The organism is Marinobacter nanhaiticus D15-8W (assembly GCF_036511935.1).
Taxonomy (GTDB): domain Bacteria; phylum Pseudomonadota; class Gammaproteobacteria; order Pseudomonadales; family Oleiphilaceae; genus Marinobacter_A; species Marinobacter_A nanhaiticus.
The window spans coordinates 849,380-876,107 of record NZ_AP028878.1 but is presented as its reverse complement, the minus strand read 5'-3'; the positions used below and the strand labels follow the sequence as shown (position 1 = coordinate 876,107).

Here is a 26,728-nt window from a genome sequence, read left to right as displayed (position 1 = left end):
TTTCCCTTGGGCCTTTAGCTCAGTTGGTTAGAGCAGTCGACTCATAATCGATTGGTCGCTGGTTCAAGTCCAGCAAGGCCCACCATTTTCAATGACTTAGCTAAGTGTCACAAAAGTGCCACCCAGCCTAAAGACGGGTGTCACAGCCCATTTGTGTCACTGAGGTGTCACAGGGGATTGTGACACCCACCCCAAGCGGGCAACCCGCGCCACGCTTGAGATGAGTCCCAAACCTCCGATTCCAGTATTGCCCTGCCCTTCAGTTTTTCGCACTTCGTGCAAAGCCCTCAGAAGCCTCTGACACGGCATAACGCCAACACCTAAGCATCCCGCTGCACTCACACAGAAATCGCACTAAATTGGACCCAGAACGCCACAGGTGTGGTGTGGAGGAGTGGTTTTTCTGACCAATACTATTTTTTGAACCAGTTTCCGTCTTCTACAACGAGAATGCTCAGCTACGAGTTGTTAAAATTTGACCCATTAGTGAACGCCAGTGGGCGTATATACTCGGAAGCTGAACCGTATCAAGGCGTAAAACGTTATCAGTCAGCTTATTTATTGAAGGCCGCTAGTGCCGGGAAAGGTCGTATTCGCCAGGTGGATTGAATGGGCTGTAGTCACAAAAAAATTGAAGCTGCGTTAGACCGGTGGGACGAAAGCCATTGGTATCTGCATCAAATTGAAGTCCACTACCACAATGCAGACGCTATGCGTTATTCAATGAATGCGTTTATACGATCCCTGAGAGAAATCCCTGACATGGTCGCTATGGCATTACAAAACCACGATGGATTCTCCACTTGGCACAAGCCCATCAGAAGAGAACTGGAGCTAGCTGACCACCTTTTCTCTCAGATAATTCGGCATCGTCGCCACATCGTTCATAAATCGATGTTAAAGCCAAAAAGCAAGGCGTTTGTCGCTTCGATCCGAGGATACACTGTTAAAATGCAGTTTGGGTTCCATGTGGATCCATTCGAAGACAGCGACATGGCTATAAGAAGATTTATCGACATGTCAAAAGACAACCCCATAGTGTTGCAGGCGTTAGCGCCAGACGAAATTCAAGTACTAGCATTGATCCGAGAATGGCACATTGAAGGGTTTGAGGAAGAGCTCATAGACTCATTTAGAAATGCCTGGCTCAGAGTTACTGCTTATTTATCGAAAATTCTCGTTTACTTGGGAGGAGAGCCGTTCCCAGAGGGTTTGCCGGAGTGCTTTAAAGACCCGAGAAATTACAGATATAAAAAATACTATGGTAGCCAACTAAGTGCTCCAAAATAGCGTTGGCCTCAAGCGCAAATAGGAGTCGACAGGGCGGACATGCCGCGCAAGCATACTGTCGAAAATATTGTGCAAAAGGTTACTTCTGCAATCCATCAACTGTAGTTTTATTACTGTTAATCGCTGCTGCGCATGAAGCAATACTGCTTCCTTCGTTTATAGTCCCAACGCTTGGATGAGTATGCGTTGATAAAACAGTCAGAGCATCACTAGTCGACTGCATGAATGCGCCAATTACAGCCAGCAAATTGACAGCAGGCGAACCTATCCAAACATTAGCCCCCTGCAGCACCAATGGCCCAGCAGCCGAAACAGTGGTTGTACCCGCACTACCCATCTGGGCATTACCCTGGCTCATCATCGTCATATCCGCCTTGACCGTGATCGAGGCCGTACCCGCCACTGTCTGCGAATAGTCGAGCGAGACAGTATCCGAAACCGAACCGGCCACGGTACGGCTAACGTTCTGTCCGATGTCCTGCACCAAGTCTTTTCCGGTGATCTGATTCAAGGATCCGCCGGCGATGTGGTTTTGGTCCCCTGCAGCCGTCATGTTCAGGCTTCCCCCGGATCCTGCGTGTACCGTGGATTCCGCCATCATCTTGATGGTCCCGGCCTCGGTCTGCTTGATGCCGCCGATGTGTTCCACTGAATGCTCGAGGATTTCGCGCACTTCGTTCTGTAGCTGGTCGATCTTCTCCAGCGTCTGGGTCAAATGGACTTCGCTGGCATCCGTAATGCTCGCGTTTGTGGTTCGGGTCCAATCGCCCTCGTTATCTACCTTTTGGGCCACACCATCGCGCTGCTGCCAAACCTGCTCGTATCGGTCGCAGGCCGGCAGGCTTTGCCGAAAAGGAAGCACAGAACGCACGAATGGTTGATCAGCCCGGCCGTATGCCCAGGCAACCTCAACAACGGTGCCCGGCTGTGGTAGCGCGAACTGGCCCCGCTCGTGCCCTACTCCGGGCACCGTGACCGGTACCGATTCCAGCAGGGGCTGATCGGTATCAGGGCGGCCATTCTCATCCAATAGCTGCAGGTCCACCGCCCAGCGCGGCCGGTAGGGATCGGCCAGACCGCCTTCAACGGGTGAATCGGCGATGCCCTCAACAACCGCGAAAACCGGTAGGTGATAGCCAGCCACCAGCTCAGGAAACATTCGGGACACCAGGCGCCGCACAGTCTCGATCACGCCGCCACCTCCTTTTTCAAACGATTATCCCAAGGGTTCAGGCTCCAGCGAATCCGCATGTCCACACCCATGATTTCCACCCGCGTGATGTACACGGGTTGCCCGCCGGCGATGCTTATCCGCACACCTGGCCGCAAAGCCGGTACCACGGGCAGCGTTGCCCCATTGGCGGCGCTTTGCCGGGTCAGCCGCGCGATCGGTACCGGAACCGTGGATCCGCCAAAGGGCGACGAATCCCAGCTACCAAAATACACGCGGCCGTCAGGCTGTTGCTGCCAAATAAAGCGGGGGATCTCCAGAGCCTGGCCCAGGTTGTCCAAGGCCATATAGCCGCCGCCTCGATGAGCAAAGCGCGGTAGCATCACTTCACTCCAGGCGCCCTCACCCATTGAAAACGCCAGACCAGTCTGATCAGTGACAGCCCGCAGCACCTCAGACGCGCGGCAGTGCCTGAGAGACAGCGGCACGCGCCGGTTCAGCGTTGCCGGCAACTCACGAACCACCACGCGCCGCTGCTTTGCGTCCAGTGCCTGGCACTGCTCGACATAACCCAACATGTAGACCGGGATCGTTTTCGCGTCATACCCGACGCAAAGCTGCACCAGCCCCGAAACCGGGCCGGTCGCCTGAATGGTGAAAACGGCCCGCCCTGGCGTTGAAAGCTCCAGGGTCAGTTGATCGCTTACCAGCGGATAGCGATCGCCGCCGATCGCCAACCGTTTATGCAGACGCATTGCCATTACCTCCAGGCGCCTGCGGCAACGCCTTGTCGACGCTGCTAAGGAACTGCTCAAACCCTGTCATCTGCACCCCGTTGGGCACGGCCGCGCTGGTATTACTGGCGCTGACATTCTCGCCGGCCGTCTCCCTCGCATTTGGCGTGGGCTCTTCCGCGCGTTGCTCTCGCTTCTCCGCGACGCTCAGGTGTTCAGCCAGGGTAAATCGAACCGTCCACGCTCTTTTTCCGGTTTGGGGATCCACCCGCAGCGATTCAGCAAAGCGCACCTGGCGGATATTCATTGCCTCGGCCAGGTCGTCGGCAATGGTGTACGTCAGCGGGTCACCGCTGTCGTCGATCGCTTCCGCTACAGAGGAAAGCCGGCGCAGCGCGTTGCCCTCAGCAAAGGTTAACGTCAGAGCAACGCTTAACTTTTTGGCCTTATTCCCAGCCGTAACGGTGTCGGTGCTGCTGGTCTGACCGCTGATATCCTTCCGGGCCAATGGCATAGCCAGTGATACCGAAAGATCCTTGCCGGGTACCAGATATTCCGTATCTCCGTTAGAAAGAATCATTGGCCTACAACCTCTTTGAAGTAACTCAGACAACCAGCCGGGCCCGTCACGGCCACCAAAGCGCAAAGCGGGGCGCCGGGATTCGGTGGCGAGGATTGCTGCAGTTGTGCCGCCAGTCCCTCCGGACTTCCACCGGCCGCAACGTAAAGCTGCTGTGTCGTCGGGCCCAATGTTCCGCGCAAGTCATCCCATGCCCGCTGCCTTTCCGTGAGCATTGCCGTCCGGTTGTCCAGAAACGCCTGCAGGTCCATTAGCGGATCCGTATCGCTGGACAGTGTTTCAACCCTTGCCAACAGCGCACCAAGCTGCGTCCGAATAGCCGCGCCCGTCCCATGCTGTTGTCCGTTCAGGCGCCGCCATCGTGGGTTATGTGATGCCGCGATGCGCTGCCGCTTGTCAGCTTCCAGGGTGGCCAACTGCTCGGCGCGACGCTGGCACAAAGAAAGATCACCCAAAGGCAAAACTGAATTGAACGCCGCCAACGAACGGGCCCAGCTTCCGTAGTCGCTGCCGCTGACCATGATCAGCAACAATTCTTCGGATTCATCCTTTGCTGGATCCAGTTTGTCCTTGAGCTTGTCTACCAGAGCCTGAACTGCCTGGGCCGGGCTCAACCACCCGCGCGCGGGTTCGCTTCTAACCCCGTTCCCAGTGTCGCCGGCCCCTTGAGTCCAGGGGTGGATGGTGACGACCTGCCCACCACTGGCCAGCAGGTCAGAAAGCGCTGCACGTTGCTCAACGATGCCGCCGGCTCCCGAAGCCAGATCGCCGGGCTTCCACTTGCTGCGAGACGAAATAGCAGCCAGTGACGCTGTCGAGGTCTCGATCGCTCCCGGTATAGCCTCCAGGCTTGGATCGGCGGCATCTGACGCCGCACCAGCGGTTGCAGGTTCTGTAAGATCAAGTGAATACCACGTCACGCCTGCCTCCTTTGTCGCTACAGTTTCATGATGAAAGCGAGTGCGTAGTACGGGGGTAAATTCTTACCTTTGCCGTCTTCACCTGCAGATTGGACCGAGATTGAGTGCGAGTGGCTACCATTGCCGCTCACAGACACACTGTGGCTATGGCCGCCTGCTGTCGATGTGTAGTGGTACGTTGACGCGTTGCTACCGGTAAGCCCTTCTCGGCGATGCCTCGAGGATCCTGACACACCGCCATAGGCGCTTGCGAAGTCGTTCGCTTCAGCCTTTCCCGACAGGTGTCTGTGACTGCCGGCACTGCTCGTACTCGCTGAGTGCCCGTGATAGCCCCCTGTGCTTGCTGAGGCGCCATGCGAGTGGCTTACGACCACCGCGTCTGCACTACCTCCGACAGCGCCAACTTCGTATGCCTTGCCGGCCCCAACCACAAAGCGATCCGTCAAATCCGGCGTGCCGTTTGTACCGTCACACAAAGCCCATCCCGGACGAATTTTCGAGATATCGCCGTAGTGCATGATGATGTCGCCAGGTTCAAATTCGGCAGGCGGCTGACGCAAAAACTCATCGATCAGCGCAGTCGTGACGTCGACCGCTTGGCGCAGGTCAGTGGCGGTCCCGTTGGTCTCGATCTTCGCAATTTTGACCAGAAAGTGAGGGGTCCCCACGCCATCCACATAGTCACTCTGGGCAGCGGTAAAAAACGCCGGCACTATCCTGATCGTTTTCCCAGTCAGGTCACCGGCCAAACTCACGTCCAGCCAAATGTCCTTCGGCAGCACACCGGGATCGTCTAGTGTCAGGGCTTGCTCAAGGGAAACATGAAGCCCGGCCACAAATCCTTCCCCGGCACTGATCGAATAGCTGCCGGCCTCCTCGAGCACCTTAAAACCGTCATTCATGAAGCGCTGACGGCCATAGATGGCCAGGTTCGCCATCCGCTCGCGCTCGTCGATACCGTCCACCCGGGCGTTGAAGTCGATTTGCCAGGTCTCCGCCTGCACCGTGATGTTGGTGGTCGCCTGGGCATCGGTGAACGCCAACAGGAAATTGCGAGTCAGGTTGTTGCCCGTCGCTGTTCCGCTGGTTGCAGATTTCTGCTGTGGCGGAACATAGGAGACCGCCACCAGCGTGTCATCGTCTGCTAACAGACCAACCCAGTTAAACGAGAAGTCGCCCACGTTCGTGCCCAGCAACAGGCTGTATACCACCTGTTCGGGGTCCACATAGCCCTGCGCGCTTACTGCGCCCTGCCAAACGATGTCGCCGGCGTCGGGCAGTACCTCGTCGGGATTCACCGGCTGGGTGTAATCCAGGCCCTCGATATTGGCCAGAACAAAGCGGTCGAGAGTCAGCACCTCCCGCGCGCCCTGCTTCTGGGCTATCAGATCCCGGCCGGCCTTTGTAAAAGCGCTCATGATCGTTCCTTTCCTCGTTACAGCTCTGCCCGGGCGTAATCCCAGACGTTTGAGAATTCAGGCGCGGCAGCGCCCACAGACACCGGCGTTACCACTTCAAACTCGTATCGCCTGCAGGTTCGCCCGTACATTTGCCGGATAATGTCCAGCAGCTCGGGGTTCTCACCCAGCTGGCTGTCCGTCAATCGCAGCACGATAATGTCCCAGTCCCGATCGAGGCGCCGTTCCTCGATCTCGACATATCCCACACCCAGCCGCTGCAGTATTCGTTTGAAGCCCGCCACGCTGCCGGCATCGGCACTGTTGAGATAGGCGTATTTCACGCGCTTGCGGTAGAGCCAGTCTGGTTCACCGGTGAATCGCGTTATGTCCCGCTCCCAGGCCAGCAGGTTGAGGATTGCCAGCGGCGCGGTGTCCGCATCAAGCTGCTGCATCGGCCATTCCAGCCACGTCTGCACCAAATCCCACCAACGATCGGCTGCGCGCCGCAGTGCCTGCATACCGCCCAACGCCTGCCAAAAAGTCAGCGCCAGGCGCGGCCGTATAGGTGATTCGTTGCTGCTCATGCCCTTACGCCTCCATCGTCCACGTAAGGGCCAGCGTCCCCAGCCGGGCCACCGCCAGTTCCGTCACAATGTCGGGCTGCCCCCAGCTAATCGAAACGAGGACCGCAAACTGGGCATGCAACTCCTGGGACAGTTTCGAAAAGCTGAATCGATTGAACGGCCAAGTCCGCGACGGGCTGTAATCGCTGTTTTCGCGGAATGCGGCCCGGATGAACTGTTCAACATCAGCCTGCAGCAGCGTGAGCTCTGCGGCCGTCAGCGTACTGGGATAGATAAATGTCCCGGCCACATCCTCGACCTGCTCGGGCATGGCTTTCACCTGCAGGTCGTCCCCATGCCCGTGGTTGCCCTCATCGGTGATATAGGTGTTCACCGGATCCAGATAAGACTGCGAAGGTGTCCCTGTATCGAAAAGCACATAGGCGTCGGCCGATCCGGGACCGCGCGGGGCTGAATGGTCAAAATAGATCCGATCAGGATCGATCCCGATCTGCTCTGCGATCATGGAGCGGTAAACGGCATCCGTGTGGTATTGGTTTACCGCGCTGAACTGGTTGCGAACACGCAGCCGCATGGCGTCGTCGCTTTCCTCCTCGGCTCCGGGCGTCGTGATCCAGTCGCTGGCGTTGGTGACAGACGTAACGCCATCTATCGGTTCTTCCAGAACCGTGAAGTATCCGCCGGCCAGGTTGTAGGCGCTCCCGGCCAGTTCCGCCTCGACCGGTGCCTGCAGCGTCGTTTCGCCATCTGCAAAACTGGAGTCTGCGGTGACCCGCACGCGGTAGGTAGTGCCATTGATCGCCACCGTGCGCACCCAAGTGCCCTTCGCTACCATCAGCGCCCCACTGCTGGATGCGCGGGTAAACGTGAGCGTGCCCGTCAGCTTTGCCGCCGGCTTGCGCTCAATATCGAACGTCCAGGCCAGCAGCTCCAGCATGGATCCGGTCGCCAGCTTGACGAACGTCTGCGGCATCAGGTGCCGAACCAGATAGGCCAGTAACCAAAGGACAGGCTTGGTTACCAGGGCCCGCGTCATCCGCCAGAACGGCGAATACGCCGAATCATTGGAAAACGGCACGCCCTCATTGTCCGCGATAGTCTGAAACTGCGACTCCAGTGCCGCCGCACTCGTTGGTACCCCTGCTTGATCCAGAGCTGCTTTAAACTCCTTCTCCTGGCGGTTCAGGTTGTCCAGATTCAGTTCCGTCATGTCGTCACCAGTTGCGATAAGTCCAGATCCACAGCACCGAATTCACGGGTTTGCGCCACCAGTCCCCAGCGACCCTCGTCCTTGGGGAAGCCGGGCAACAACGGCTCAATCTCGACCGTGCCCGGTACAATGCGCAGATCGTCTTCCAACAGAAGTCGGATCTTCTGCATCAGCAGCCGCCGGCGATCGCGTGACCGCTCGGCCACCATCTCGACGAGGTACCCGCTCTCGCGGATTGCGTGCTTGATGTCCTGGGCGATGCTATCCCGATCCCAGACCAGTTCCGGCACCCCGGCCGGATCCAGCGCCAGGTCGTCGCCCCTGATCAGCAGGTCGATGTACTTCGCGCCTTCTGGCGCCTGCAGGCTCATTTATCCGGCCTCCATCATTGACCACTCTTCCAGCTCGGCCGGTCCCATTGGCTGGCTGCTGTTGATATACACATCGCCGTAATTGGCCGAACGGTTCCCGCCTCCCGCCTGGGCGGCTACGCCACCGGCTGGCACATTCAGTTGCCGGCCCTGCTCGAGGGCGGGCACTGTGCTATCGCCGAAATCGATGCCGGGGATCGTTTCCAGTTTTTCAATCACCCAGTCGAAGATGCTGCCAAGCTCCTTGAACCAGCCGACAATGCCGTCAATCACGGCCATGAGCGCCTGGCCCCAGGCAGAATCCATAAACGCGGCTTTGAGGTCGTTCCACCAGTAAATCATTGCCGCAACGGCCCCAATCAGGGCGATGATCCCGGCCACTATCCAAGTCAGGGGATTCGCCCACATCGCCGCATTGACCAGCCAGATCGCCCCTTGCCATAGCAGCATTGCGCCCCGGACTGCGCCCATCACTCCCACGGCTCCCACAAGTGCGGTTACCAGGCCGGCGATCGCCATGACACGCATCACTACGAGTCCGGCGTTCACCATCCACATCACGCCACGGGCAGCCAACAGAGCACCTGTCCAGCCGGCTGTCGCCAGCGTGGCTAGGCCCGTCAGCAAGGCAAAGGCGGAAACGGCCGCGCCCAGTCCCAGAACACCTATCGCCCCAAGTCCTACCCAGCGGGTCAGGTTCGGGAAAAGCTGTGTCCATCGGGTCAGCGTGGCACCGCCTTCTGCCAGCGACTCCAGAACCGGGTTGATCACCGGTAGCAGCACCTGGCCAAAGCTGACGCGGATCGCATCAACGGCCGCGCTGAATTGCTGGTAGGGATCGACCATGGCACTGGCCATCTGTCGCGCCTTATCCATGCCGGTCACTTTGCCCAGATCGTTGATGCTTCCAGCCAGGCGCCCGGTGTCCTTAAGCAATAGCTTGACCATGCTCACAGCCTCATCGGATCCAAAGGCTGACTTAAGCGCGTCGGATTCGGCCACGTTGAGGGTGTCGCCGAACTTGCCTTGCAGCTCTTCCAGAATCTGAATCATGGGCAGCAACCGGCCTTCGCTGTCTGTGAAGGACAGCCCCAGTTTTTTCTGGGCATTACCGACGCCTGCCAGGAAGGCTTTGTATTTCGTCCCCGCCTCGGATCCGCTCATGGTGGCTTGCAGCGTTCCCAGAATGGCCATCTGCTCGGATAGATCCACGCCGGCGGCCCGGGCGTTCGCGCCCAGACTAGTGAATGCTGCGCTCATGTTCTGGCCGTCCGTTTTGAACATCTGGACAGCCGCGGCTGTTTGGCCGGTAAGCTGCTGCACCCACTCGCTACGCCCCATCGCGTCAGCCTGGCGCGAAAAGATCCCGTACATGGTCCCCATGTAGGACGTGATCGTGCCGGCATCGGCCTTGGTCGCTGCCGCCAAAAGGTTGGAAGATTCGGTAAAGGTCGCCAGCTCACCGTTATTAAGTCCGGCGATCGCAGATTGGATATCGTAGGAGCTGCGCACGAAGTCCTTGGCGGATTTGCCGTACTGGATAGAAAACTGCAGCGCGGTATCAGTCAGCTTCTGGAGCTCGGCGTCGGCCACGCCCAGGCTCCGCACTTCACCGATGGCCCGTTCCATCTCCATCGCCGGCTGGATCATGCTTTTAATCGCCAGACCGGTTCCGGCCAGACCGACTGCCCCGCCGGCGATTTCCTGAAAACCAGCGGAAGCCGAGCGCCGAACACTCATCAGCGATTTGTCTATTTTTCCAAGCGGGCCGCTGACTTGATCGCGCATCCCAACTGAGAAGAACAGTTTTTCCAGTGCGGCACTCATCGGTTACCTCTGAATCTACGCAGCCTTCGCCTGGCTCTGTGCGGATGCGATGCGCTCACAAGCGATCTCGAAGTATTCGGGACTGCGTTCGATACCTATAAACCGGAAGCCTTCTTCAACCGCCGCCACCCCCGTGGTACCTGACCCCATAAAGGGGTCCAGAATCACCCCGCCAGGCTCACAGATGGCATTGATACTTTTCATCAACTCCACCGGTTTCGCGGTCATATGCTGTTTTTCCCGGGGATCCAGCCGGATGCTGTATGCCCCAGGCAGACACTTCACCGGTCGGTCGAGTGGCATCGGCCCCTTGCTCCCCCATACCACGTATTCCGCTTGAGCTCGGAAACGACCAGCGACGGGCCTGACGGCTGGGGTTTTATCCCAAGGCAAAACCCCGCGCCAAACCAGGCCGGCGGCCTGCATGTAATCGGTGGTGACCGGAAGCTGTCGCCAGTCAGTAAACGTGCAGACGGGGGCCCCGGATCGACATAGCTCTACGGCTGCCGTCAGCCAAAGCGTCGACCACATGGCAAAGCTGCGCTGATCCCTGTTTTCACCGAGAAACTCCGGGTATTGCTTCTTGGTTCCAGTCTGCTGGTATTTAGCGCTGCAACTTCCTGCGGCCCGATCGCCACGATACTGTCCACCGGAGCTGTACGGCGGATCCGTCACAACTGCATCCACACTCTCAGCCTCGAGCTGTCGTAGGATTTCCAGCGCTTCACCGCAGTAGAGCGTCGCATTACCGATGACTACTTTCCGGACCATCAAATTTCCTCTCTTCACTTACCGTTAACCGCCCGGGCTATCCCATTGGCGATCGCTACTTCCATTCGCTTCCAGTGGTCCTGCTCCAGCCAGGCCGCCTCGATCATCGCGGCCGGGTCCGGATCACGCCCCGGAAAATGCTTGTGAACCAGGGCCAACAACTGGCCCACGGTGTCGTCGTGCAGCCGGCTTATACCGGCATTTATTTTTTTACCCGGATCTCCAAATCCGGTTTGAATTCAGACGCCACGGCGCTGGCCAGCTCGACGGTCAGTCCCTGTTCCAAATAGTCCTGCAGCGTGTCTTTGCTTCCAGACTCCACCGTGCGTTTCAGGAAATTGGCGCTCGGCGCCACCTTGTTGTCGGGCATAAAGGCGTTCTGGTAGTTGTGGTAATCCTCCAGGGACACCCGAAACGCCAGGCTTGCGTCGCCGACTTCCAGTTCGATTTTCTTGCCGCTTTTCTCGGCCATGGTTCACCCCTTGTTGCTTCGTTGGTCGTTACTTCGTGACGTGCTGAACAGCCCAGGTCACGGCACCGCCGATCACCGCCAAACTGGTCAGCCATTTCATGAATCGCCCCAGTAAGGCCCCGACCTTCAGAGCCCCCTGGGCCGCCTTCCAGGCTTCCACCACTTCGTGGGTGGCGTCGGCCAGACGGTTGATCGCTGCCGCGCTCTCCGATTGCATCGTCAGCAGCTTGTCGTACTTCTGTTTTTCCTCGGCTTCGTGCTTGTCGAAGCGGTCAACCAGGGCCCGGAATTCGTTTCGCATAGACAGCAGCTCCTCATCGGTCAGCGGCCGCTGTGGTTCGGCGTCAGCCATCGCCCGCTCCTTTTGCCCGACTCCCGCCGAACACCTGCACGATCAGGGGCTGCAAGTTCTTCACGGTTCGTTCGCCGAATAGAAAACCCAGCACCAGCACGTTGATCACAATCAGGGCGCTCTGCTGCTTATCGGTGAGTGTCCAAGCACTGAACCAGCACCAGTCCAGCCAGAGCGTTGCGAAGCCCCACAACGGCCGCTGGCACCCCCGCAGGAATAGAACGATGGGGCCCAGCAGCGGAATCGTCCTCAGATCAGAAGCGGTACCCTCCAAAGCCTTAATGCGTTGGTTAAAGCGTTCTTCGGCGTCTGCTGCAGCCTGCGCGGCCGAATCGCGTCGCCGTTGCTCGACCTTCTGCAGGGCCAGTTCCATGTCGGCTTGCTGCTGGGGCGTCATGTCCGGCGGGAAATAGTCCTTGATCGCCTCAATCGCCTCTTTCGCCAGGCCGCCAGTGACCAGATCGCCCAGTTTGCTCAGCACACCCATGTCAGTAACTCCAGAGCCATGGACGGGGGGCGCCGCTGCTTGGCTTGTCCGCATCCAGATGAATGAACCGGGAAGCATGCGGCCCGTTCTGGGCAATCCCGACGCCGGCGGCAAAACCCATGCTCATGACAGCCGCCAGAACCCGGAGCGCCTTGTCACCGCTCACCTGCAGATCAATAGCCAGGCCACGGGAATGACTACCCGGTTTGCTTTTCTTCCGCTCGTCCGGGTGATTGGGGCAGCGGTAGGCGCTGGATATCGGCAAGGGGAAACCCAGCCGCTCGCGCAGGACCTGCACACTGTCCATAAAGTCCGGATCTATCTTTCGCCAGGTTTCCGGCCCGCACTCGCCGCAATGGCACTGCAGCTCGGTGTCCTGAAAGTTCTTCCAGTCAGTCTTCGCCATGACCTACCCCTTAGCTGGACTCGCTCAGTGATTCGATTTCCTCGGCGGCGAGATAAGACACGCCATCGATGCGCACAAAGTCCGGGCTTGTCACCATGAACGGCAGCTTGAATACCGACTTGTCTGCGCTGCTCGGGTCCACGTCCAGCAGGCTGCTGATCGTCAACTTGCAGCCGAATGCCTCCACCTTCAGTTCGTCATCACCGGCCTGGGCATAGCCGGTAACGTCGAACGGCTCCAGGCTGCGGAAGCTGCCCGCCTTGCGGGCGGCTTCGGTGATCAGTTTCAGGTTTGCGCGGTCCACCTCGATTTCGCCGGACGCTTCCACGTCGCCGGCGGTGTACCCATCCGGTACGCCGCGCGTCTTTGCCACGGCCGTGTTGTCGGTAATATCCAGGGTGAATTTGTTGGCATGCACCGCCAGATCCCCCAGGGAAAAGTCAAAGCTCTTGCCGTTAATGCGCTGTTTGCTCATCGCTCGTTCCTCGTCAAAGCGTCAGGGCCTGGCTTAGCCTTCCAGCCCACGGGTCAGGTCAAGCATCAGATAGACGCCGATCTTTTTCGGACACTCGAAGGGGGCCGCCTGAATGTAAATCTCAACCTCTGTGCGGCTCACCCAGTTGATCACCACATCCCCTTCCTCGGGGGCCCGGATCATCGCGGGGAATGGCTCGCCACCAATCACCACGCCCCGGCTTGCCTCGCGTAGTGGGCGGGCGAAATAGGTCTGGTGAAAGGCGATCGACTTTGGCGTGCTGTTGAGGGCTCGATCGGCAATCTTGGCGATCGCCAGCTTGCGAACACGACGAGCGCAGTAGTCAAGGATCCGCAGGTTTTCGTACACCTGAAAATCGCCGCCATCGTTATCCAGCATCATGTGATCGGCCCAATACGTGCCGTTGTAGCCCGCATAGGTCTGCGGTACTGAAAAGCGGGACTGCGCCAGGTCTGTCAGGTGCGCCATGGTCAGCGGGTTACCATCGATGTCCACCGGTTTTTCACCCAGACCGACCAGCGGGCCCGTGCGTACGCGCATGGGGCTGTCCGCGATACTGACCGAACGGTTACAAAGGCGACCGGTGACTACGCCAAGGTTGTTGCCATGGAGTTGGGGCGTTACAGAGACCCGGTTACCGGCGACACCGTTGATAATCGGCTTGATCCGTGCGGTGTACTGGGCCCAGGTCTCCTCCATGGCCAAATCGATACCCGACACGCACAGGTGAATCGTGAGAAAACGCGCATACCTCGCGAGGGAATCCATCGCAGCGGTATAGGCCGCGTTCACTTCGCTGCTATCCACCACCGGCGTGGTGACCACCACCGCCTCCGGCTCAAGGTTGTTCGGTTGCTCCAAGGCCATGTCCAGCGCGTCAGTCCACGTGCCGGTCGTGTTGATCGCGTAGGCTTGCCAGTTCTGGCCCGCATTGGAGCGCGCCGCCTCCAGTTGGGTTTTGAGCTCGCTGGTTGTCTCGCCCAGCAAGGCGTCCAGATCGCTGTCGCCATTCAGTGCCAGCAGGGCGTCTTCACTTGCGCCGGCCGCACCGGCGCCGATGTAAAGGAACTGGCGCTCCACTTCCGTGAACCCGCCCTGCATCCGGTTCACGTTGCTTACAGTGACTTGTCCGATTGCCATGGTTTTATCCTCTCCGCCGTTGGGCGTTGTCGGTCATCTTCGTCAATATTTCCTGGCCCACACTGGCCCGCTCGTCTGGAGTCAGTCCCAGGAAGCTGCGAGCCGGCAGCGGGATATCCCAGCTCTGCTTGCTCGGTTGGTCCCCGATCAGTCGCAGCACCAGCCCCGCCTGCCCAAGGGTCATGTTTTCGCGGATCCACCGCTGGCTGACCCGGCGTGTCTTCACCTTTCCGCCCTTGGTCTTCCCGGCGTACACCCGGAACCCGGACTGGATCAGCGCCTTTGCCTGCGCAGGCGTCGCGTCGGCCTGGTAGTCGGGGCGGCCGTGGATCCGCTCAGCCCGTTTCGCGGTCATCCGTTCGGGGATCCCTTCCTGCTGCCGGCGGGCAATTTGTCCCATCAAGCGGCTGCGCCAGGTGACCGTCACCGCCTCGGACGAGGCATCAATGCGCAGGTGCTTAGGCCGCATGATCTTGCGCATCATCTTGCGCCGGCCGTTCTTTCGGCCCGGCCATGGCTGCCCGTTCAGGTCCTGCTGCCGCTTGATCCGGGCGCGACTGAGGCGGGCCACTTCCTTGCCCAGCAGCCGGTGGTATCGCCTGCGCTGAGCGCCATCCAGTCGCAACAGCGCAAGCTGGTCACGCAACACCAGATCGCCGGACACACTGACTGTCAGTTTCATGCCGGCAGATCCGTATCAGCGCCGTGGGTCACGTCGCCCTGCTCTGCAACCCACAGGTCGTAATCGCCGAATTCGTACTGGCGGCCCTGCCAGGTAATGGGTCCGTCCTCGGCTTCCACCAGGTAAATCGGATCCATAAAGTCCAGGGTCAGCTCCAGATCAGCGAATTTGTTGCCATCGTTCATGTCCACCTGACCCTGGGGGGCATCCAGCCCGGCATCCTCGCGTTCGGGGTCGTGGTCGCTCAGCCACGCCTGCACCAGCGCCAGCAGAAGGCCGGCGGAATTTGACGGGATCCGTTCGAAAACAAGCGCGGCGCGGTACTTCCAATCTGCCAGGTGCCAGCCCAGTTCGGTTTCGCTTCCGCCGCCGGGCTGTAGCTCGCCGTTTTCTTGGAAGCTGTCGAAGTTCTCGCGGCGGATCCCAAGCTGGGAAAAGTGGCCGGCCAGGTGATCGCTCAGGGCCTGCAGCTTGCTCATATCAGGGCCACTCCTATCCGATTGAGGCCGGCAATCACCCGGATCGCCTCGGCCGCAAACTCCCGATACTTGTCTTCCGTTTCTTCCCCTGCCTTAGCGGCGTTCTCAGCCACCGCCCGGCGGTCCACCGTCTCGGTCTCTTTCAGCAGCTCGGCTTTCGCCTCGCACATCACGGCGCGTTTGTAGAGGCGGACGAGTTCCGACTCATTGCCCAGGCTCTCCGCTGGTACATCCGATAGCGCGGTGTGCCCCTCGCTTTCCTGTGTTGCGCGCCAGGTCTGAAGGCTGTGATTGGTTCGTGTCATCGCCTGCAACAGTTGGTGCTCGATGATCTGGGCGTCGATCTCAGTCGGGATCCGGTAAAGCGTTAAAAACTCGCCTGTGTCGATGTCCGGGAAAAAAGCCACATTGGTCAGCGTCACCGGTTCCGCCGGCGCGGGACTGCCGCCTGCAAAGCTGTATCCGCTCACCAGTCTGTCCTCTCTCAGTGGATCAGTAGGTGCAGGCCGGTCCGGCACCTTCAGACGGTCGCCCATGGGGCGTTGTCATCCGGGCCGGGGGCCTGCGGTGGGGTGGAGTCGGTCCACCGTGCCCCTTACGGAGCTGAAACTCGGGTTACTCGTCTGCTGGTGCCTTGCTCGCCAGTTGCTTTTCCAGCCTGGCGATTACGGTTTTTACCTTGCTCCGCTTCGGGTCCAGCTTTACGGCTGTCTTGTAGTGCGCCAGAGCATCTTCCAGCGCCTCGCGCTTCTGGCACTCCTGGCCGGCCAGCTTGTGCAGCTTCATCAAGGCCGCCGGGTTGACCTGCCATTGCTCCGATCGGATCCGGTCGAACGTGTCCGAAAAATAGGGCTCGATCGGGTCACCCTCGGCCTGCTGGTTCTCGGCCCACTCTCGCAGGGCGTCCGCCACGTAGGTTTCCAGGCTGCGGTTGAATCGCTCGGGCATGGGCTGGCGCTGTTCGTGCGCAACCTTGGCCAGGTCCAGCGCGGGCTGAATTTCCCCCAGGTCGAAAAGCCAGATCATCACCTGCACCAGAACCGGATTGCGGTAAGGTTCCTCACCGTCTTCACAGGCGGCCAGGTAGGCATCCACCACCGGGCGGTACCGCGGTAGCAGCTCGTCCCGCTTCATATCGCCCTTTTCCTCAAGGGTCAGTCCCTGCAAGCGCTGGGCGTCCTGCTCGAGGCTGGTCACAACAAGCTGGTGTTGCTCGTAGTCGCCGGCGAGGTTGTCGATCTCGTCGGCCTGCTTCGCATCCAACTGCGCCTTTGCGCGCGCCTCGGCCTGCTGCTGGCGCACCCGTTGCTGGTGTCGCATGGCTGGTGTAGTCATGGTTACTGTCTCCTCCCCAGGATGATCAGCAGCCCCAGTTCCCCGGGGCGTTTATGGTTAACCCGCCTTACGCCTCGGCGAACTGGACGTTACCGGCCTTGATGCCGGCGATGCCCTTGGTGTCCTCGATCACGTAAGCCTCATTGGACGAGTTGAAGTCCTCGACGCGATCGCGGCGCGCGTTATCCTCGGACTTGCGGCGCATGCTGCCCTCCTGCCAGTAGATGGACAGGTTCTCCAGATCAGTCACGACCAGGCCGGTGTCGGGGAAGCCAGGCACGGTCAGCGTGGGAAGGCCCCCGTATGACTTTTCCATGATCTGGATATGGTTCTTCTCGGTGGGTTGCTGGGCGTGGCTCGTGAGCACTTTCCCCATGTCATCCGCTACGAGGCCACGCCCGACAACAGCCACCTCATTTCCGGTGCGGTGGGCGTCGCCGATCATGCTGTAGATGTCATAAGCCAGCGCATCGAGGTTCTTATAATCGCCGGCGGGTCCCAGTGTGATTTTCCCGGTCGCGTCGGTGCTTTCGGTCAGGAAGTTCGCCGCGTTGTTGTCTTCCAGCAGCTTCAGCCAGCCGATGTTCACGTCTTCCAGATTCGGGTTAGCCGCGTCATCCGTGTTTGTAGCTGCGCTGGTGCCGTGCCAGCCGATCAGGATCCGGTCCAGCGCAATGCGCCGGTATACGTGCTGCATATACCGCTCCTGAAAGTTCGGGAAGCGGGCCCAGGCGTCCAACAGCGCATAAGTAATAGCCACGTCGAATTCAGTTTTCACGCAGGTGTATTTCATGCCGTCAGGCCCGCTGGCGTCTTTCGGCTTGCGCTCGCCGGTACCGCTGGTATCCGTGCGGCGGGCCAGAGTGCTGGAAATCACCATATTGAGCGCCTGGCCGATCTTGTCGGTCACAGGAATGATGTTGATGCGCTGGAGGAAGTCGGACGACGACTGAATGGCGTCATTCAGTCGCGTTTCCATCGGAATGGACACCGCGAAATTTCTTGTCACGTCGCCAACGCCATAGGCTTCAGCCATCGCGACCTGCAAGGCAGTGAACGCCTGAACGGTATGCTGCTTCATGAAAATAGGTCCTGTTCTGGGTTTTAAAGAAAGGTGCCGGAGGGCTTAAACGAAACCCTGGGCCTCATTGGCTCCGGTGCCTGCTGGCTTGCGACCGTCCGGGCGTTCCTGCAGCAGAGCATCAAATTTCGCAGCCAATCCCTTCACGGCGTCCGTGATCTGCGCAAACTGATCTACACCCTCACTGGCGCCGGGCTCGGCCGACTCACCACCGCCGGCGAGCTGCTCGATCTTGGCGCCCAGGGCTTCGACCTGTTCGGTCAGGGTGTTGAACTGTTCGGCGGTCACGGTCGTGTCGGCAGTCTCGCCCTGCTCAGGGTTAACCTTTGCGCTCAGCGCCTGCAGCTTCTGCATCAGCGCGTCGTATTGCTGTTGGGTCATTTCGTCGTCCTCGGTGGGGTTTTCATTGGCGTCATCCGCCACCGCACCGGTGGCGTGGGAACTGTTCACGAAAGCGCGCATGAATCGCTGAAATAGGCTGTCGTCCGTCGCCGGTGTTTCCAGGGAAAGTTCGGTCGACTCACCCAGCAAGGACGGGACAACGGACGATGATTTGGAAAAGTGCAGTTCAGTGGTACCGATGCTGGCCGGCTGATCTGTTACGGCCAGGCCAATCAGATAACCCTCGCCGGTACCGACGAAGTCCTCGATCAATTCCATGCTGGTGAAAAGCCGCTGGCCCTCTGCATTCATCTGCAGCAGTCGTTTGTTAGGTGCCAGGCGTGCTTGCAGTACCGTGCGGTCCTTTTCGTCCCTCGCTGTCTGCAGTTCCACAACGCTGCCGAAATTGCCGTAAAGGCCCAGCAGGTGGTCAGAATTGATCACCGCCGTGTATTCGCTCGGGTCGTAGTTGCTCGCCGCCTGCTCCAGCAGGGTGTCGGAAATGTTCCGGCCATCGATCGTTGGCCCGGCAGTGCCGATGACAATCCAGTCGGTATAGAGGGCGGTTTTCTTGGGCATGTTCGGGTCCGTTTTCCGGTGATTCGATGGCGCATGATCCAGCGCTTTCGTGCTTCAACGGATTGCAGATTAGGCGGCGACCGGGACACCTTCAACGCGCTTTATTCTTTGTTTTTCAAGGATTTTCATGACTTGAAACCCCAGCAATGAAGGCCCGTTTTCGGGGTACGTTTCCCCGTTAAACTCCGCTGCATGAGCTACAGCCAGGAAACCAAAGACGCGGCGCGCAAACTGTTTTTGCGGCGCTTCCGGGTACCCGAGATTCAGACCGAACTCGGGGTGCCCCGCCGTACTCTGTACCAGTGGGCCGCCTCCTACGGCTGGTTGGATCAACTGCAGGACGAAGAAGCGACAAGCGCGATCACCCGCCGTCTGGTGTTGCTCGCTGACCGGGATAAGAAGACCGGCGCCGAACTGGAAGAGATGGACAAGCTGGTGGGGATGCTGGAGCGGCTGCAGCGGCTTGAAAGCCGTAAGCAGACCACCAAGGCGGCAGACGTAACGCCACCTACTGAACAGGATCAAGGGGGCGCCAGTAAGCCGAAGAAGAAGCGCAAGGGACGCCGAAATAATGACTTCAGCGGCTATGACGCCGAAACGATCCTCGATCACTTCAAGGCCGGTCTATTCGATTATCAGTTGAACCTTTGGGACGAACGACACCACCGGATCCGTAACGTCCTCAAGTCCCGTCAGTTGGGGCTGACGTTCTATTTCGCCCGGGAAGCCTTCACCGATGCCCTGCTGACCGGCGACAACCAGGTGTTTCTATCCGCCTCCCGGGCCCAGGCCGATCTGTTCCGTGAGTACATCGCGCATTTTGCGAGTGAGTGGTTCGGTATCGAGTTGAAGGGCAAGGACAAGATCAAGATTCACAGCGACGCCGGCAGCGCAACGCTGTATTTCCTCAGCACCAACAGCGCCACGGCCCAGGGGTATCACGGCCACGTTTATGTGGATGAATATTTCTGGATCCCGAATTTCGACAAGCTCAACAAGGTGGCCAGCGCGGTAGCCACACATAAGAACTGGCGCAAAACCTACTTCTCCACGCCCAGTGCGATGAGTCACAGCGCCTATCCGTTCTGGAGCATGGAAACGTTCAACAAGCGCCAGCGCGCTGCCAACGAGCCCGACTACAACCTGCCCAGCCGTACAGAGCTGAAGGGCGGTGTCGTGTGTGCGGACGGCCAGTGGCGTCAGATCATCACCGTTCATGATGCCGTGAAAGGTGGTTGTGACCTGTTCGATATCAAGCAACTGCGTATCGAGTACAACCTTGATGAGTTCAGCCAGCTATTCGAGTGCAAGTTCATCGACGACACGGCCAGCGTGTTCAAGTTGTCGGATCTGGAAAAGTGCCTTGGCGATCTGCAGGACTGGCGCGACTTCAAACCCGATTCCGATCGGCCGCTGGGCAACCGGCCGGTGTGGATCGGATACGACCCCAGCCGCACTCGGGACGGTGCCTGCATCGTCGTGGTCGCCCCACCGCTCAAGGCCGGCGGTAAGTTCCGGATCGTTGAGCGAATCGCGCTACATAACTGCGCGTGGCAGTACCAGGCGCAAACCATCAAGGACCTGTGCGAGCGGTACCGCGTGGAATACATCGGCGTCGATGTGACCGGTCCCGGATCCGGCGTCTTTGAGCAGGTGCAGCGCTTCTTCCCGGCAGCCACAGCCATCACCTACTCCCCGCAGATGAAAACCCGCCTTGTACTCAAGGCACAACAGGTTGTGCTCGAGGGCCGTGTGGAGTGGGACGCGAGCTGGTCCGATATCGCCGCCGGCTTCATGCAGATCAGAAAGACCACCACCGGATCCGGCCAAATCGTCTACGTGGCCGATCGCAACGACAAGACCGGCCACGCGGATGCCGCCTGGGCCGTCACTCACGCCCTGATTAACGAGGGATTGCTGACACCCGACGACACCCGCCGCAGCAAGGTTGTGTTCGCGGACGCGGCCTAACCCGAAAGGAACCGATCATGAGCAACAAGCGCAAGCCAAAACGTACCAGCGCCACCAAAGCGCCGGAGAAAAACAGCATCGACCTGAGTTTCGGGGATCCGGAACCGGTCCCTTTGGGCGCTTTGGCGGATTACCTGGGTGTGTTTACCTCGCCTGGGGGCGACCTTTATTTGCCCCCGGTGTCGCTCAGTGGCCTGGCGCAGATCAGCCGCGCCAACGCGCATCACTCCAGTTGCCTGTTTTTCAAGCGCAACATGCTGGCCCGATTTTTCAAACCCGGCGGGCACATGAGCCTGGCCGATTTCCGCGCTGCGGCGTTGGACTTTGAAAACTTCGGCATGGCCTATCTGCAAGTGCTAACCGACTTCCTCGGTGTTCCGGTCCGCTTGCGCCATCTGCCCGCCATGAATATGCGTGTTCGCCGCGACGGCGGGTACCGGATGCTGCAGCCCTACGGAACCCCGGATATTGAGTACCGGGAAGACGAAGTATTGATGGTGAAAGAATACGACACCGTGCAGCAGGTGTATGGCGTGCCCGAATGGCTGGGCGGTCTGCAGTCGGCGCTACTCAATCAGGACGCGACCCTATTTCGCCGCCGCTATTTCCTGAATGGCAGCCACCTGGGATACATCCTTTACACCACGGATCCGCAGATGGACCCGGAAGTCGAGAAAGAAATCACTGATAAGGTGCGGGAAGGCAAAGGTGTGGGGAATTTCCGCAGCATGTACCTGCATGTGCCCAACGGGAAGGAAAAAGGCGTTCAGGTGATACCGGTCGGAGATATCAGCCAAAAAGACGAGTTCGAGCGGGTGAAGAAGATCAGCGCCGACGATGTTGTGGTGGCGCACCGGGTACCCCCGGCCCTTGCGGGCATCAAGCCGGATAACACCGGCGGGTTTGGGGATATTGAGAAGATCAGCCGCGTCTATATCGATAACGAAGTGCGCAGCAAGGCCCAGCCGTTTCTGGACTTAAACGCTCAGCTTCCTGCCCGGTGTCACCTGGCGTTCGACTTCCCCGAAACCAGTTTGTGACACTAACCGAAACACAACAAAAGCCTTGCCACGCTTGGAGTTTTTCTAGAATGGGTTACAATTTATCCATTGGTCAAATCACTGAGGATCAACACGGCATGCGGATTGAGTGCCCCCACTGCCAGCAGAAAGCCGCGATCACTGGACACAACAAGCTCAGCCCGGCCGTGAAAGATGTTTATGCCAGTTGCACCAATGCCGACTGCGGATGGCGCGGCGTCATCACTGTTTCGCACAAGCATGACATCCAACCCCCAAAAGCTCAGCTTCACAGCATGATGGCCGAATGGCTCGGGGCCCTTCCGGCGGCCGATCGATCGGCCGTGTTGCGGCAGGCGGGGGTCGGAAGCTGACCGGCGCCAGGGCTATGATGTGGTTCAGTAGTTGGGCAAGCAGTCGATCAATCCCCGCCTGATCCCGTTCACTCAGATGCACTCCCTGCTCTCCAACCACCGGCTTAGTCAGCCACCCTTGAAGTACCGAAACCAAGTCGATGGCCGCTTCTTGTTCTTCCCTGAGTGCCATTGGATATTGCCCTTCTGACATACTGCGTTTTCCTCTAGCATAGCGCGGGCTTTATTTTGCACGACTGGTTCACATTTGTGCTTGCGCCCTTTCACTTGAGCTGAACAAAGGATTGGCAGTTTTTCAGTGACACTAAACAATGGGACACGTTGACCCCGACCGAGGTGCGCGCCTGGTGCGCGCCATGGCGGCTGCGGGGGTCTCAGTGACCCATTTAGCCCGTTTCTGCGAATGCTCGCCCGCTACTGTGAGCAACTGGCGTAAGGGCCACGAGATATCTGCGTCACAGCTAGCGAATATTCAAAAATACCTAAAAATCAGCATCGATTGGCTTTTATTCGGGAGGAATACAAAAATGACCGAAGCGGACCTAAGCTTAATATCGCAGATTCGTCAGCTTCCGGAACATCAGCAGCGGGCTGTGGAGCAGCTAATAGAAAATCTATTGTCAGATGAAGAGCTAGAACAGTAGGTTTATCCAGAATCCCATATAAAATAGCAGATATAACGCAGGCAGGATGATAGCCACTCCCAAGAAGCCGACTAGCACTACGGAAGCCCCAAATAGCGCCATACTGGCGAAGAATCCGACAGGCATAGCCTTTAGATAGTAGTAGATGTTTAAAATCAAAACGACAGCAGAAAAAATATAAATCAACAAAAAATTCGACTTGAGCCAGTCAAACATTCCGTATCTTAAGTAATCAGAAGGCTCATTCCAAAACACAATGAATGATAAAGTCATGATAATACGAGAACAACAACTCCATATTATGTAACTTGAAAGCGTCACTTTAAATATATCCGATAATTTAGCAGCAACACCAAAAAGACGGCTTAGAACAAATATCGAGAAGGCAAAAGAAAAAGAAAAAGCCATTGCATAAACAATAAAAAAGGTGGGTCCATCGAGATCTGCCGGTCTGACTTCGTCAAACAATATGGAAGAAAATCCCATTTTAAGAAGAGCCAACTGCGGCACATCCGGTTCAAAGAAACATTGCTGAATCGCTGCAACGCCAGCATATATACCAAACTCGAGAACTCTATCGTTTGCTCTATCGAGGTCCTCGTTTCCAGTAGCAACGGCGAGCGCTTTTCCATAAAACTTCACGCCCATAAAATGTGGAAAAAAATTCTCACCCGAGCTTGCTGCCTGCTCCCGGCTTGAGATAAATTCTTTTATCTCTGGCTGTTTCATGAACTCTTCCACATCTTCTGCCTGGCAAAACAATACCTCATAAGGTGAACCAACTCCGGCATTACGCAAAAAGTGACTAGTTGCGGACTGGATTAGAAACACTGGGAATACAATCCATGCTGTCAGAACAAGGAGATTCTTAAGATTGCCTTGACGTATAACCACATCAAAAAACAAACGTGGCTTTAGGAAAAAAAACAGGAATCGGAAAAAATTTATTTTTGCAGATTTAAGCCAATCAAGCATTCAACCCGTCTCAACTGTGTAGTTAGAGCAGCTTATTATGGCGTGAAACATGCCTCTCTCCAGTGACTTCAATCACTTTTCCCTAATAGCATAGAGCACCTTTTCCCATGCTGCAGTCGCCACTAGCATAGGCGCAAAACTTAATCGGCCGAACATCGGCTCTACACTTTAATAGCTCAACATCATCCATCCAATTGAACAACGTCAGGGACCCATACGGGCCATCAATATAGACGCCCCCCATAGTTTGTCGTTCCAGAGGCCACAGCTTCAAAGTCTACACAGGATAGGTACATTCCCATCGCAACGAGCAGAAACTGTACATAAACACATCATGACTGTACAATTATTAAACAATGGCAAGGTGGATCTGTGAAGAGGCGAGTGCTAATGGGAAGAAAACGAGTAACCGTGCGGCAAGAATCGAAGACTGGTCGAAATGAACGCTTTCACGATAACCATACTGGTGCTGACATGACTCGTGGCCAGTTCGTAAAAGCGATTAGAAATGGGGATTATCCGAATTACCATGTACGAAACGTCAATGGTATCGATACCCCCGTTTCAAATCCCGACGCTAAGGTGAATAACAACCTCGATTAGGGGTATGTAAGGGAAGGGATTCCCTGCAGATAAAAGGAATACTAGAATTCGGCGAACTTTTCTAAGCTCAAGAATGCGCTCGCCTGCATAAAAAAAGCCCCAACGGGCGGGGCTTGAGATTCTCTTGGACCTTACGCGTGCCGCAACACCTTAAGCGCAGCGTCCGCCAAAAACTTCGACCGGTCCTTATATTCCTTATGCGTGTCAACGAAACGGTCAATCTGAGTGATCAGTCGGTTGGGTAACGAAATATTGATACGCTGCGCGGTTCCCAGGTAACGGCTCAGGTCCACCGGGACCAAAACCCAAGTACCACCGGCGTAGTCCGGGTTATCTTTCAGACCTTCAAGATCGCTCGGAGCAGGAATTTCCGCACCGTCCTCAGCCATGCCTTCCAGATGAAAATCGATGGCCTCTGCCACGTTTTCTAATGCGTCATTCATAGTTTCACCAGCGGAGTGACAGCCTGGCAGATCCGGCACGATTACACCGTATGCGCTGTCGTCTTCCTGGTGAATTACGATGGGATAGTACATATCGCCACCTCTCTTCTCTCTTTGTTCGCTGTTTAGCTCTGTTTGGGGCGGTCGCCCGCGTCACCAGCAATCAGGCAGAAATCCGGCCGGGCTATTTAAGCCCGGCCTGCTTCAAGATGCTGTTGACGGTTCCTCGAGGCAGATCCTTTTTCGGGTGTGGAATCGTCACTCGTCCAGGCTTTTTTGGGTGCTTGAACTGGTGGTGACTCCCCCGGACGGCAACCTCGTACCAACCGTCTTCTTCCATCATCTTGATCAGGTCTCTGCTTTTCATGCGGGGCTCCTTACTCAAGATGAGGCAATTATACACACGCTACACACACAGTCAATTTTTTACTTACGCTACACACTTTTAACGCACGTGCATGTCACTTGCCGAGCAACGAGTGAATCTCAGAAAACCATGACTCTCGATGAATAACCCGCCCCTTGTGCAGGTTGGCGTTAAGTAGATCCGCCTTCGTAAGCGACGACAATTCTTCCCAGTCTCGATCCAACACATACGTAGCATTATTTACTTGAACGCTTTCTAGAACGTAAAGAGACTTCGATGGAAACCCGAAGATCACATACCCATCAAATCCACCGCGCCCGACAGCTACAAACTCAGGGTCATGCCGCGCGATTGCCTCATGACGGCTATCAATTACGGTTCTATTCCCCTTGGGCTGGCGATTAACAATTGGCTTCAACTCCTTTTGGAGCTTCTCCCACGGAAGTTTGCCTTTAGGTAGTACTTCCCAGTTCAGGCGAATCAACTTAGATGGAGATACTGGAGAGAGATCCTTCTTGAGAATGTCGCATTCACCAAAAAGCTCTAAGAAGAGATTGATGATGTGAGTCAATAGCTTTTCTGAAGTACTGTCGAACGTAACGGATGCCGAGGTAACCACCTTCTCGTTGTTTGGAGATAACGCAATCTGCAGCTCAACCGCGGGCGGTTCTACAAACGTTCTCGGATACCTTTTATAGGGTATTTCGGCGATTTTTGATTTCTCAACTTTGCCATACCTACCGCGGAATTCTTCCCAGCGCCACTCGGCCTGACGGAACGCCGTTTCCATAGGCTGATCGCGATGAACCTCGTACCCGCCTTCTGCATTGAAATAGCTGACCTTGCCAAGCGCCGCAGGCAACAACTGTTCGCCTACTCCAAGAGAGGAAGAGAAACCGATTTTATCCAGTTCGCTGCTAAATCGCTCAATTGAAGTAACTGCCATACAGAACCGCTCGCCATCCTTTATTCCCCGGATGTTACTGCGCGCCGATCTGATCCTTTTCTTACGGATGAGCATATATCCCTCCCTGGCTGGCACTCGTAATGGCCAACCTGAAACCGCCAAAAACCGGTAGTTCTACGACTCAAAGCGCCGTGCGTTCGCTTACAAACGCTGCCCTCGTTATGGACGTTTACTTTAGAGAGACCACCACTTAAAGTGGCCACGCCTATAAGTTATCTATCAAGACTCTGAGGTTGGCGAGGCGGTCCTTGAGCCCAAGTTCAATTCCCAACCCTGTGTCGAAGTCAATTGGATCACCATCCTGTCCAATGAGAGAGCCCCTAAAATCATCACACTCTGCGACAATGTCATGCGCCTCCTCGCATTCATCAGCTATCGCTTCAGCACTGCCTTTAATTTTTGCTAGACAGATCATTAAGTTATTTGTATCCGCCGCACTATGGGGTGCTGGATATCCATATTCATTTAAAAGAGCGCTTTCAAGATTCTCCAACTGCTGGCTCATTTCCACGACATTGGCATTAAAACTCATGCTCCAGCTCCTTTTGGTTGATTCAAGGTAGTCGTAAATTAAGGCGAAAGTTTACTCTTAATGTAAGCCAGAAGTGACGAGGGAA

General features: G+C 57.1%; 33 protein-coding genes and 1 tRNA gene. 6 read left to right on the top strand and 28 right to left on the bottom strand.

Features of this window, described 5'->3' with window-relative positions; genetic code table 11:
* Positions 1–8 precede the first annotated feature (8 nt).
* Both RE428_RS03955 and RE428_RS03950 read left to right on the top strand, forming a co-directional pair.
* Positions 9–85, top strand: a tRNA-Ile gene (locus RE428_RS03955).
* A 524-nt stretch (positions 86–609) separates the two neighbouring features.
* Positions 610–1,290 (top strand): hypothetical protein, encoded by a 681-nt coding sequence (locus tag RE428_RS03950; RefSeq protein WP_004578871.1) that lies wholly within the window; start codon positions 610–612, stop codon positions 1,288–1,290.
* A gap of 79 nt (positions 1,291–1,369) precedes the next feature.
* On the opposite strand, the gene RE428_RS03945 is transcribed toward RE428_RS03950, so the two are convergent.
* The 23 genes from RE428_RS03945 to RE428_RS03835 all read right to left on the bottom strand — a co-directional run bounded on the left by RE428_RS03945 (position 1,370) and on the right by RE428_RS03835 (position 18,748).
* Positions 1,370–2,482: a hypothetical protein gene (locus RE428_RS03945; RefSeq protein ID WP_004578872.1), complete on the bottom strand. Its 1,113-nt coding sequence runs from the start codon at positions 2,480–2,482 to the stop codon at positions 1,370–1,372.
* Positions 2,479–3,216 (bottom strand): hypothetical protein, encoded by a 738-nt coding sequence (locus RE428_RS03940; protein ID WP_004578873.1) that lies wholly within the window; start codon positions 3,214–3,216, stop codon positions 2,479–2,481. The genes RE428_RS03945 and RE428_RS03940 overlap by 4 nt, the downstream gene beginning before the upstream one ends.
* A complete protein-coding gene (locus RE428_RS03935; RefSeq protein ID WP_004578874.1) occupies positions 3,203–3,775 on the bottom strand; it encodes a baseplate complex protein in 573 nt (190 codons plus the stop codon). Before RE428_RS03935 ends, RE428_RS03940 begins: the two co-directional genes overlap by 14 nt.
* Positions 3,772–4,695, bottom strand: a complete 924-nt coding sequence (locus tag RE428_RS03930; RefSeq protein ID WP_004578875.1) for a hypothetical protein — start codon at positions 4,693–4,695, stop codon at positions 3,772–3,774. Before RE428_RS03930 ends, RE428_RS03935 begins: the two co-directional genes overlap by 4 nt.
* A 17-nt stretch (positions 4,696–4,712) precedes the next feature.
* On the bottom strand, positions 4,713–6,113 hold the full coding sequence (locus tag RE428_RS03925) for a phage tail-collar fiber domain-containing protein (protein WP_004578876.1): 1,401 nt from the start codon (positions 6,111–6,113) through the stop codon (positions 4,713–4,715).
* A gap of 17 nt (positions 6,114–6,130) precedes the next feature.
* Positions 6,131–6,679: a phage tail protein gene (locus RE428_RS03920; RefSeq protein WP_004578877.1), complete on the bottom strand. Its 549-nt coding sequence runs from the start codon at positions 6,677–6,679 to the stop codon at positions 6,131–6,133.
* Between the two features lie 4 nt (positions 6,680–6,683).
* The gene (locus RE428_RS03915; RefSeq protein WP_004578878.1) at positions 6,684–7,889 is read right to left on the bottom strand and encodes a baseplate J/gp47 family protein; all 1,206 of its coding nucleotides are present in this window, start codon (positions 7,887–7,889) and stop codon (positions 6,684–6,686) included.
* A complete protein-coding gene (locus RE428_RS03910; protein WP_004578879.1) occupies positions 7,886–8,260 on the bottom strand; it encodes a DUF2590 family protein in 375 nt (124 codons plus the stop codon). The genes RE428_RS03915 and RE428_RS03910 overlap by 4 nt, the downstream gene beginning before the upstream one ends.
* Positions 8,261–10,087 carry a phage tail tape measure protein gene (locus RE428_RS03905; RefSeq protein WP_004578880.1) on the bottom strand — a complete coding sequence of 609 codons (1,827 nt, stop codon included), beginning with the start codon at positions 10,085–10,087 and terminating at the stop codon, positions 8,261–8,263.
* A gap of 15 nt (positions 10,088–10,102) precedes the next feature.
* Positions 10,103–10,858, bottom strand: a complete 756-nt coding sequence (locus tag RE428_RS03900; RefSeq protein WP_004578881.1) for a DNA-methyltransferase — start codon at positions 10,856–10,858, stop codon at positions 10,103–10,105.
* 14 nt (positions 10,859–10,872) lie between these two features.
* Entirely contained in the window at positions 10,873–11,019 is a 147-nt protein-coding gene (locus tag RE428_RS03895; RefSeq protein WP_406564730.1) for a DUF6890 family protein, read from the bottom strand.
* Positions 11,020–11,060: 41 nt separating this feature from the next.
* On the bottom strand, positions 11,061–11,330 hold the full coding sequence (locus RE428_RS03890; protein WP_004578883.1) for a putative phage tail assembly chaperone: 270 nt from the start codon (positions 11,328–11,330) through the stop codon (positions 11,061–11,063).
* 28 nt (positions 11,331–11,358) lie between these two features.
* Positions 11,359–11,682 (bottom strand): hypothetical protein, encoded by a 324-nt coding sequence (locus RE428_RS03885; protein ID WP_004578884.1) that lies wholly within the window; start codon positions 11,680–11,682, stop codon positions 11,359–11,361.
* Entirely contained in the window at positions 11,675–12,169 is a 495-nt protein-coding gene (locus RE428_RS03880; RefSeq protein WP_004578885.1) for a hypothetical protein, read from the bottom strand. The genes RE428_RS03885 and RE428_RS03880 overlap by 8 nt, the downstream gene beginning before the upstream one ends.
* 1 nt (position 12,170) lies before the next feature.
* Positions 12,171–12,575, bottom strand: coding sequence for a D-Ala-D-Ala carboxypeptidase family metallohydrolase (locus RE428_RS03875; protein ID WP_004578886.1), 405 nt, complete (start codon positions 12,573–12,575; stop codon positions 12,171–12,173).
* Positions 12,576–12,585: 10 nt separating this feature from the next.
* Positions 12,586–13,050 (bottom strand): phage protein, encoded by a 465-nt coding sequence (locus tag RE428_RS03870; protein ID WP_004578887.1) that lies wholly within the window; start codon positions 13,048–13,050, stop codon positions 12,586–12,588.
* A gap of 33 nt (positions 13,051–13,083) precedes the next feature.
* The gene (locus tag RE428_RS03865; RefSeq protein WP_004578888.1) at positions 13,084–14,211 is read right to left on the bottom strand and encodes a DUF2586 domain-containing protein; all 1,128 of its coding nucleotides are present in this window, start codon (positions 14,209–14,211) and stop codon (positions 13,084–13,086) included.
* A gap of 4 nt (positions 14,212–14,215) precedes the next feature.
* Complete coding sequence (locus RE428_RS03860) at positions 14,216–14,893, bottom strand: phage virion morphogenesis family protein (RefSeq protein ID WP_004578889.1); 678 nt, start codon at positions 14,891–14,893, stop codon at positions 14,216–14,218.
* Positions 14,890–15,372, bottom strand: coding sequence for a phage tail protein (locus RE428_RS03855; RefSeq protein ID WP_004578890.1), 483 nt, complete (start codon positions 15,370–15,372; stop codon positions 14,890–14,892). The genes RE428_RS03860 and RE428_RS03855 overlap by 4 nt, the downstream gene beginning before the upstream one ends.
* The gene (locus RE428_RS03850) at positions 15,369–15,908 is read right to left on the bottom strand and encodes a head completion/stabilization protein (protein WP_004578891.1); all 540 of its coding nucleotides are present in this window, start codon (positions 15,906–15,908) and stop codon (positions 15,369–15,371) included. The genes RE428_RS03855 and RE428_RS03850 overlap by 4 nt, the downstream gene beginning before the upstream one ends.
* 79 nt (positions 15,909–15,987) lie before the next feature.
* Positions 15,988–16,707 carry a phage terminase small subunit gene (gene gpM, locus RE428_RS03845; protein ID WP_004578892.1) on the bottom strand — a complete coding sequence of 240 codons (720 nt, stop codon included), beginning with the start codon at positions 16,705–16,707 and terminating at the stop codon, positions 15,988–15,990.
* Between the two features lie 67 nt (positions 16,708–16,774).
* On the bottom strand, positions 16,775–17,788 hold the full coding sequence (locus RE428_RS03840; RefSeq protein ID WP_004578893.1) for a phage major capsid protein, P2 family: 1,014 nt from the start codon (positions 17,786–17,788) through the stop codon (positions 16,775–16,777).
* A gap of 45 nt (positions 17,789–17,833) precedes the next feature.
* The gene (locus tag RE428_RS03835) at positions 17,834–18,748 is read right to left on the bottom strand and encodes a GPO family capsid scaffolding protein (protein ID WP_004578894.1); all 915 of its coding nucleotides are present in this window, start codon (positions 18,746–18,748) and stop codon (positions 17,834–17,836) included.
* A gap of 192 nt (positions 18,749–18,940) precedes the next feature.
* Here RE428_RS03835 and RE428_RS03830 point away from each other — a divergent pair, with 192 nt between their 5' ends.
* The 4 genes from RE428_RS03830 (at position 18,941) to RE428_RS24405 (ending at position 22,756) form a co-directional block, all read left to right on the top strand.
* Complete coding sequence (locus RE428_RS03830; RefSeq protein ID WP_004578895.1) at positions 18,941–20,719, top strand: terminase large subunit domain-containing protein; 1,779 nt, start codon at positions 18,941–18,943, stop codon at positions 20,717–20,719.
* Positions 20,720–20,736: 17 nt separating this feature from the next.
* Entirely contained in the window at positions 20,737–21,759 is a 1,023-nt protein-coding gene (locus tag RE428_RS03825) for a phage portal protein (protein WP_004578896.1), read from the top strand.
* 50 nt (positions 21,760–21,809) lie between these two features.
* Positions 21,810–22,112, top strand: a complete 303-nt coding sequence (locus RE428_RS03820; protein WP_051079738.1) for an ogr/Delta-like zinc finger family protein — start codon at positions 21,810–21,812, stop codon at positions 22,110–22,112.
* 311 nt (positions 22,113–22,423) lie between these two features.
* Positions 22,424–22,756, top strand: coding sequence for a helix-turn-helix domain-containing protein (locus RE428_RS24405; RefSeq protein WP_051079739.1), 333 nt, complete (start codon positions 22,424–22,426; stop codon positions 22,754–22,756).
* On the opposite strand, the gene RE428_RS03815 is transcribed toward RE428_RS24405, so the two are convergent.
* The 5 genes from RE428_RS03815 to RE428_RS03795 all read right to left on the bottom strand — a co-directional run bounded on the left by RE428_RS03815 (position 22,745) and on the right by RE428_RS03795 (position 26,643).
* Positions 22,745–23,731: a hypothetical protein gene (locus tag RE428_RS03815; RefSeq protein WP_004578899.1), complete on the bottom strand. Its 987-nt coding sequence runs from the start codon at positions 23,729–23,731 to the stop codon at positions 22,745–22,747. The two genes, RE428_RS24405 and RE428_RS03815, sit on opposite strands and share 12 nt — an antisense overlap.
* A 734-nt stretch (positions 23,732–24,465) precedes the next feature.
* Complete coding sequence (locus RE428_RS03810; RefSeq protein ID WP_004578900.1) at positions 24,466–24,870, bottom strand: type II toxin-antitoxin system HicB family antitoxin; 405 nt, start codon at positions 24,868–24,870, stop codon at positions 24,466–24,468.
* A gap of 91 nt (positions 24,871–24,961) precedes the next feature.
* Positions 24,962–25,144 (bottom strand): type II toxin-antitoxin system HicA family toxin, encoded by a 183-nt coding sequence (locus RE428_RS03805; protein WP_004578901.1) that lies wholly within the window; start codon positions 25,142–25,144, stop codon positions 24,962–24,964.
* Positions 25,145–25,238: 94 nt separating this feature from the next.
* Positions 25,239–26,165 (bottom strand): hypothetical protein, encoded by a 927-nt coding sequence (locus RE428_RS03800; protein WP_004578902.1) that lies wholly within the window; start codon positions 26,163–26,165, stop codon positions 25,239–25,241.
* A gap of 151 nt (positions 26,166–26,316) precedes the next feature.
* Positions 26,317–26,643: a hypothetical protein gene (locus RE428_RS03795; RefSeq protein ID WP_004578903.1), complete on the bottom strand. Its 327-nt coding sequence runs from the start codon at positions 26,641–26,643 to the stop codon at positions 26,317–26,319.
* Between the last annotated feature and the right edge of the window lie 85 nt (positions 26,644–26,728).